The 7,216-nt window shown below is 70.8% G+C and carries 7 protein-coding genes; 4 read left to right on the forward strand and 3 right to left on the reverse strand.

Translation table 11 applies throughout. The features are described 5' to 3' along the window. Positions 1 to 363: 363 nt before the first annotated feature. On the reverse strand, positions 364 to 948 hold the full coding sequence (locus tag FXF51_RS34340; RefSeq protein ID WP_187414722.1) for an ArsR/SmtB family transcription factor: 585 nt from the start codon (positions 946 to 948) through the stop codon (positions 364 to 366). 67 nt (positions 949 to 1,015) lie between these two features. Here FXF51_RS34340 and FXF51_RS34345 point away from each other — a divergent pair, with 67 nt between their 5' ends. Together FXF51_RS34345 and FXF51_RS34350 are read left to right on the forward strand one after the other, a co-directional pair. Beyond that, positions 1,016 to 2,263 (forward strand): MFS transporter, encoded by a 1,248-nt coding sequence (locus FXF51_RS34345; protein ID WP_262380027.1) that lies wholly within the window; start codon positions 1,016 to 1,018, stop codon positions 2,261 to 2,263. A 56-nt stretch (positions 2,264 to 2,319) separates the two neighbouring features. Next, the gene (locus FXF51_RS34350; protein ID WP_148438856.1) at positions 2,320 to 3,126 is read left to right on the forward strand and encodes a serine/threonine-protein kinase; all 807 of its coding nucleotides are present in this window, start codon (positions 2,320 to 2,322) and stop codon (positions 3,124 to 3,126) included. A 355-nt stretch (positions 3,127 to 3,481) separates the two neighbouring features. On the opposite strand, the gene FXF51_RS34355 is transcribed toward FXF51_RS34350, so the two are convergent. Further along, entirely contained in the window at positions 3,482 to 4,228 is a 747-nt protein-coding gene (locus FXF51_RS34355) for a lysophospholipid acyltransferase family protein (protein WP_148438857.1), read from the reverse strand. 18 nt (positions 4,229 to 4,246) lie between these two features. Then, positions 4,247 to 5,413, reverse strand: a complete 1,167-nt coding sequence (locus FXF51_RS34360) for a cytochrome P450 (RefSeq protein WP_262380028.1) — start codon at positions 5,411 to 5,413, stop codon at positions 4,247 to 4,249. A gap of 54 nt (positions 5,414 to 5,467) precedes the next feature. Here FXF51_RS34360 and dhaK point away from each other — a divergent pair, with 54 nt between their 5' ends. Then, a complete protein-coding gene (dhaK, locus tag FXF51_RS34365) occupies positions 5,468 to 6,448 on the forward strand; it encodes a dihydroxyacetone kinase subunit DhaK (RefSeq protein ID WP_148438859.1) in 981 nt (326 codons plus the stop codon). Then, a complete protein-coding gene (dhaL, locus tag FXF51_RS34370) occupies positions 6,448 to 7,065 on the forward strand; it encodes a dihydroxyacetone kinase subunit DhaL (protein WP_148438860.1) in 618 nt (205 codons plus the stop codon). The genes dhaK and dhaL overlap by 1 nt, the downstream gene beginning before the upstream one ends. Positions 7,066 to 7,216 lie beyond the last annotated feature (151 nt).

The raw sequence follows: 7,216 nt of genomic DNA on the forward strand, positions 1-7,216 counted from the left end.
GCACGTTCCGGAACCGCGTACGGGCGCGCTCGCGCGCGGGCGAGCCCCCGCCTGCCGCCCATGGGAGCACCCCGCACCCACCGGCCTTGGACCGTTCCATGAGGCCGAGAGGGGCGCGAGGCCCAGGGTCCGCGGTCCGGCCACCACCCGCATCGGTGCTGCGCGCCATGGTCGACTCCTACGTCAGTTGAGCACTGCTCGTGATAGGCCGGGTGTCGATGAAACTATGGCGTCACACGAAGCCCTGGCTTCAGGGCGGCACCTAGGGAAATCCCTAGGTTGTGATCGCGCCCGGCACCCCTGCCCCTCCACACCGGCCAGCCGTCACACCCCCACACCGGCCAATCGTTGCCTGCCAGCCGGTCAGCCCTCGCCCCCCACACCCGTCGGCAGCACGTCGAAGTGCACGATGACGTGCCCGGTCGCCTCGTCCTCCCGGGTATCGGACAACGCCCGGTACCGCTCCAGCACCTCGAACACCTGGTCCCGCATCGACGCCGTCTCCTCAGGCGTCAACCGCAGCGATCGCCGCCCGTACACGCTCGCCTGCACCCACTCCTCGGGCGCCGTGGCCGACTCCTCCCGCCAGCGGGACAGTTCCGCGCCGCGGGTGCGTACCAGGTCATCGAGCAGGTAGTCCAGCGCGCCCGCCACCTCGGGGTCGGCGGGGCGGGCCTCGCCGTAGGAGTAGCCGCCGGGCGTGACGCGCCAGTACTTCTGCTTGCCGCGCCCCATCCCGGCGACGACCTCGATCATGCCGTGCTTGGCCAGTTCCCTGAGGTGGTAGCTGGTGGCGCCGGTGTTCTGGCCGAGGCGGGCGGCCAGGCCGGTGGCCGTGGAGGGGCCGTGTTCGTCCAGGAGCTCGTAGATGCGCAGGCGCAGCGGGTGAGCGAACGACTTCAGTGCGTTCGCATCGAGCGTGCGGGCGGAGAAGCTCTTGATTTGCATACTGTGCAAGCCTATCTTTGCAAAGAAACTTATGCACACTTTCCCTTGCATACTATCGGAGCAAACCGTGGCACGTCTTGGGCGATCGTTCGTTTTCCTGTGGTCTTCCACGGGGCTGTCCAACCTGGCGGACGGTGTACTGAAGATCGGTGCGCCGCTGCTGGCCGTGAGCATGACCCGATCCCCCACCCTGGTGTCTCTCGCGGGGGCCGCCGCCACATTGCCGTGGCTGCTGCTGGCGTTGCACGCGGGCGCCATCGCCGACCGGGCCGACCGCCGTCTGATCATGGTCAGGGCTAATCTGGTGCGTGCGGTTCTCCTGGCCGCCGTCACCGTCCTGGCCGTCCTCGGGATGCTGAATCTCTGGTTGCTGCTCGCCGCCGTGCTGCTGGCCGGCGTGTGCGAGGTGTTCGCGGACCTGTCGGCGCAGTCCGTCCTGCCCATGAGCGTCTCCGGAGCGGAGCTGACCAGGGCGAACGGCCGCGTGTCCACCGCCCAGCTGATCGGCAACGACTTCGTCGGCGCCCCGGCGGCGGGGGTGCTCGTCGTGGCGCTGCCCGCCGCCGTCTTCGGCGCCCCCGCCCTCCTGTACGGCGCCGCGGGCCTGCTCCTGCTCGGCATGCGGGGCACGTACCGGCTGCCGGACCCGCCCGCGCCCCGCCCGATGCGGGCCGACATCGCCGAGGCCCTGCGCTACCTGTGGGGCCACCGGCTCCTGCGCAGCCTCGCCATCACGGCGGGCCTGCTCAACCTCGCCAACGCCAGCTACTTCGCCGTCTTCGTCCTCTGGGCGGTCGGCGACGGATCGCGGATCGGCCTGGAGCCGGGCGAGTACGGCCTCATGACCACGGCCTTCGCGGTCGGGGCGGTGTTCGGGTCGCTGCTGGCGGAACGGGCGGCGGGCGTGTTCGGCGAGCTGCGGACGCTCGTCGGCAACTGGCTCACCACCAGCGTGCTGCTCCTGGTGCCGGTGATCGTGCCGTCTCCGTGGACGCTCTACCCGACCGCCGTGCTGTGGGGCGTGGTCGGCGCCGCAGGAAACGTCCTGGTGATCTCGGCCCGCCAGCGGCTCATCCCGGCGGAACTGCTCGGGAGGGTCAATTCGGCATACCGCCTCATCGGGATGGGTGGCATGCCCCTGGGAGCGGCCCTGGGAGGCGTCGTGGCGGAGCTGGCCGGCCTGACAGCCGCCCTCGTCGGCGCCACAGGAGTATGTTTGGCGGCAGTCGGACTGGTGTGGCGCGCTTTGTCAGATCAATTTTCTGGGCCTCTGACCAGCGAACCTACACTTTCCGACATATCCACATCACGTTAGGCACCCTACAGCTCGTGCTGAGGTGACATGATTATCCCCGAGCTTGAGGGGATGGTATGCGGAAGATCGGCGGACGGTACCTCCTGAACGAGGAGGCCGGTCGTGGGGGTATGGGAGTCGTCTGGCGGGCGTTCGATCAGCTCCTCCACCGTACGGTGGCGCTTAAGGAGCTGACCTTGGCCGGTGAGGCCGAGATGGTGCGCCGCCGGGTGCTGCGCGAGGCCCGGATGGCAGCCGGGCTGACGCACCCCAACATCATCACGGTCCACGACCTCATCGAGGAGGGCGGCAAGCTCTGGATCGTGATGGAGTACCTCGACGGGCTCTCGTTGCACCAGTTGCTGTCGCAGGTGGGCACACTGCCCGCCCAGTCAGTGGCGGCCATCGGGCAGCACCTGCTCGCGGCGTTGCGCACCGCCCACCAGGCCGGCGTGCTGCACCGCGACGTGAAGCCCGCCAACGTCATGCTGACCGGCGACCGGGTGGTGCTGACCGACTTCGGCATAGCGACCGCCGAGGGCGACATCCGCATGACCACCTCCCGCCGCCTGCGCGGCACACCCGCCTTCATGGCGCCCGAACGGCTGCACGGCGGGCCGGCCAGCAAAGAGGCCGACATGTGGTCCTTCGGGGCCACGCTCTACAGTGCCATCGAAGGACAGCCGCCCTATCCGGGGCAGGACGCGGCCACCGTGCTCGGGATGGCGCGTAGCGGGCCCTATCCGCCGCCTCGGCGGGCCGGGGTGATGCGGCCGCTCATCGAAGGGCTGCTGCATGGCGATCCGGTGCGGAGGTATACGCCGGAGCAGACGGCGGGGTTGCTGGCGGGGATGCGGGCCAGCGCTTATCAGGCGGCCATCTGAACGGTGGGCGGGTGGGGCCGGGGGGCGTTCTCGTTCTTGGGTGCCGGGTGCCCGTTCGTGTGCCGGGTGCGCCGTCCTGCGCATCTCCGAGGTACCAGGGTTTCGCCACGGCAGGCAGAGGTGCCCGGGGGGGGTGGGCGGCGTAACGCGTACGACGGCTGGCGGAAAAAGCGAACGACCGGGAAAGCGAACACCCGGCAAGGCGAACACCCGGGAAAGCGGACGACCGGGAAAGCGAACACCCGGGAAGGCGAACGACCGGCAGGGCGGACGGCAGAAAGAGCGTCCGCCCAAAAGAGCGAGCGGCGAGAAACGCGAAAGACGCAAGCCCGGACGGCGGGAGGGCGGCGGCGGGTCAGTCGCGCTGGGCGCGCGCCTCGGCCTCGGCGGCGTCCATGGCGGCGGCCTCCTCGGGAGTGGGCGCGGTGCCACCGAGGTGCGCGGGTTGCCACCACACCCCCTGCGGCACCTCCGGATAGGTCCGCTGCGCCCGGTCCACCAGCTCCGACAGCCGGGCGTGCAGATCGGCGGTGTGCTCGCCGACGTTCTCCCCGCGCTTCGGGTAGATCGGCTCCCCCACCAGGATGGTGAGCGGCACGTGACGCTGCAGCAGCTTGCGCGGCCGCCCCTTGGTCCACAGCCGCTGGCTGCCCCACAGGCTCACCGGGATGATCGGCGTCCCGGTGGCCATGGCCATGCGGATGGCCCCGTTCTTGATCTCCTTGACGGTGAAGGACCGGCTGATGGTGGCCTCGGCGAACACGCCGACGACCTCGCCCGCCTTCAGCATGCGCAGCGCGGTGGCGTACGAGCCGGCGCCCGCCCCCCGGTCGACCGGGATGTGGTGCATGCCGCGCATCAGGGGGCCGGAGATGCGGTGGGTGAAGACGTCCTCCTTGGCCATGAAGCGCACCAGCCGCTTGGACGGCAGCGCGGCGAACCCCGCGAAGATGAAGTCGAGGTAGCTGATGTGGTTGCTCACCAGCACCGCTCCCCCCGACCGCGGCACGTGCTCGGTGCCTTCCATGTGGAAGCGGATGTCGAGCACGCGAAAGAGGGTCCGCGCGGCGGCGATCACCGGCGGGTACACGATCTCAGCCATGTGCGAACGGTAACCTACTCAGGCGGGTGTGACGGTAGTCGGGAGGCACACCATGCCTCTGACGTTGCCGTGGGCGGTGCGCCTGATGCCGGCCGGATCGACGTCGTAGCCGGGTCTGACGGCCTTGGTGAGCTCTTCCAGGGCGATTCTGGCCTCCAGCCTGGCGAGAGGGCCGCCGAGGCAGTAGTGGCGGCCGGCGCCGAAGCTGATGGCGCGGCCGGTGTCGCGGCTGAGGTCGTAGGCGTCGGGGTCGGGGAAGACGGTCTCGTCGCGGTTGGCCGAGCCGATCAGGAGCCACATCCTGGCGTCCTTGGGCACGCGGGTGCCGTACCAGTCGGTGTCGCGGGTGAGGCGGCGGGCGACGCCGTGGGCGGGGGTGTCGTAGCGCAGCGACTCCTCGACCCACTGCCCGATCTTCCCGCCGAACGCGACGGCGCGCTGGGCGGGGTTGCGCCACGCCCAGTACCAGGCGGCGCTGAGCAGGTGGGTGGTGGTCTCGGCGCCGGCGCCGATGAGCAGGAAGAGGAACGCGACGATGTCCTCGTCGGCCAGTTCGTCGTCGGCGACGAGCACGGAGACGAGGTCGTCGCGGGGGGCCTTCCTGCGTTCTGCGATGATCGAGCGGTAGTAGTCGCCGAGGCCGATGACGCTTCTGAGCCCGTCCTCGGCCATCTTGCCCTCGGGGTCGTACATGAGCAGGGCGCCGAAGTTCCTGCGGACGTGCGCCCGTTCGGACGGCGGCACGCCCACCAGTTCGGAGATGACGTCGAGCGGCAGCTTGGCGGCGATCTCGCGGGCGAAGTCGAACGTGCGGCGCTCGACCGCGCGGCCGATGTGGCCGCGGGCGATCTGCCTGATCATGGGTTCGAGCGCGGCGACGCGGCGCGGGGTGAAGCCGCGGGAGATCGCGGCGCGCATGCGGGTGTGCTCGGGCGGGTCCATGGCCACGAACGACAGGAACGTGCGCGCGTGCGGCCCCCACGCGCCCGGGTCCAGCATGGGGCCGTGGTCGCTGGACAGCAGGGAGCTGTCGGTGAGCGCGGCCGAGACGTCGGCGTAGCGGGACAGGGCCCAGAAGCCGAGGGCGGGGTTGTGGTAGACGGGCGCTTGCGCACGCAGCCGGGCGTAGACGGGGTAGGGCTCGTCGTTCACCGCGGGGTCGTACGGGTTGTAGACGACATCCACGCCGCCCACGCTACGACGCTTGCGCAGTCGTGAAAACGGGCAGATGTTTTGACCATGAAGAAGCTCATCAACTCGGCCGACTCCGTAGTTGAGGACGCGTTGAACGGCATGGCCGCGGCTCATCCGTCGCTGCGGATCCGCGATCAGGTGGTGTACCGGGCTGAGGGCCCCCGTCCCGGGAAGGTGGGCCTGGTCTCGGGTGGCGGCTCGGGGCACGAGCCGCTGCACGCCGGGTTCGTCGGGTACGGCATGCTCGACGCCGCCTGCCCGGGCGAGGTCTTCACCTCGCCGGTCCCCGATCAGATCATCGAGGCCACCAGAGCCGTGGACGGCGGCGCGGGGGTGCTGCACATCGTCAAGAACTACACCGGCGACGTGCTCAACTTCGAGATGGCCGCCGAGCTGACCGAGGACGTCGAGGTGGTCAGCGTGCTGATCGACGACGACGTGGCCGTGCGCGACTCCCTCTACACGGCGGGCCGCCGCGGCACCGGCGCGACGCTGTTCGCGGAGAAGATGGCCGGAGCGCTGGCCGAGGAGGGCGCGCCGCTGCACGAGGTCGCCGCCGTGGCGGCCGAGGTGGACGAGCGCAGCAGGTCGTTCGGCATCGCGCTGTCCTCCTGCACGGTCCCCGCCGCCGGGAAGCCCACGTTCGACCTGCCCGAGACGGACGTGGAGCTGGGCATCGGCATCCACGGCGAGCCCGGGCGGGCCAGGGTGGCGATGGTGTCGGCGCGCGAGCTGGCGGCCGTGGCGATGGAGGCCGTCCACGGCGACCTACCGCTGCGGGGCGACCTGCTGGTGATGGTGAACGGCATGGGCGGCACGCCCCTCATGGAGTTGTACGTGGTGTTCGCGGAGGTGGCCGCGTTCGTCAAGGGCAAGGGGGCGCGGGTGACGCGGTCGCTGGTGGGCAACTATGTGACGAGCCTGGAGATGCAGGGCTTCTCGGTGACCGTCTGCCGGCTCGACGACAGGCTGACCCGATTGTGGGACGCGCCGGTCGAGACGCCCGGCCTGCGATGGGGGCGGTGATGGAGACGGCGCTGTTCGTGGCCTGGTTCGAGGAGGCGGCCAGGCTGGTGCGCGCCGACCGCGACCGGCTGACCCGGCTGGACGCGGCGATCGGCGACGCCGACCACGGCACGAACCTCGACCGCGGCCTCAGCGAGGTGCTCAAGGCGCTGGCCGACTCGGCGCCCGGGTCGGAGGCGGAGGTGCTGACGACGGCGGGCGCGACCCTGATCCGCCGCGTCGGCGGGGCTTCAGGGCCGTTGTACGGGTCGCTGTTCCGGCAGATGGGCAAGGCGCTGGCGACGCCGGTGACGCTGGCGGGCTTCGCGGCGGCGTTCGAGGAGGGGGTGGTGGCGGTCGAGCGGCTGGGCAAGGCCGCGCTGGGTGACAAGACCATGGTGGACGCGCTGGCGCCCGCCTCGCGTGCGCTCGCTCTGGCCGTACGGGACGGGGTGGGGGTGCGGCAGGCGCTGGATCAGGCGGCTCGGGCGGCCGGGGAGGGATCCAAGGCCACCATTGCGATGCAGGCGAGGAAGGGGCGGGCCAGTTACCTCGGGGAGCGGAGTGTGGGGCATGAGGATCCGGGGGCGGCGTCGGCGACGTTGATCATGACCGCGCTGGCCGCCGTGGCGGGGTAAGGCCGCTGCGGATGGCCGATGGTGCGAGAGCGGCGTGGCGGCAGCACAGGCGGCACAGGCGGCTCACGGCGGTGCGGGCATCTCACGGCGGTGCGGGCATCTCACGGCGGTGCGGGCATCTCACGGCGGTGCGGGCATCTCACGGCGGTGC

The organism is Nonomuraea sp. PA05, from assembly GCF_008086045.1.
GTDB lineage: Bacteria > Actinomycetota > Actinomycetes > Streptosporangiales > Streptosporangiaceae > Nonomuraea > Nonomuraea monospora.

What these genes read in the sequence shown, in the direction of transcription:
- FXF51_RS34340 (WP_187414722.1), bottom strand. Translation starts at nt 948, where the DNA reads ATGCAAATCAAGAGCTTCTCCGCCCGCACGCTCGATGCGAACGCACTG.
- FXF51_RS34350 (WP_148438856.1), top strand. Translation starts at nt 2,320, where the DNA reads ATGCGGAAGATCGGCGGACGGTACCTCCTGAACGAGGAGGCCGGTCGT.
- FXF51_RS34355 (WP_148438857.1), bottom strand. Translation starts at nt 4,228, where the DNA reads ATGGCTGAGATCGTGTACCCGCCGGTGATCGCCGCCGCGCGGACCCTC.
- dhaK (WP_148438859.1), top strand. Translation starts at nt 5,468, where the DNA reads ATGAAGAAGCTCATCAACTCGGCCGACTCCGTAGTTGAGGACGCGTTG.
- dhaL (WP_148438860.1), top strand. Translation starts at nt 6,448, where the DNA reads ATGGAGACGGCGCTGTTCGTGGCCTGGTTCGAGGAGGCGGCCAGGCTG.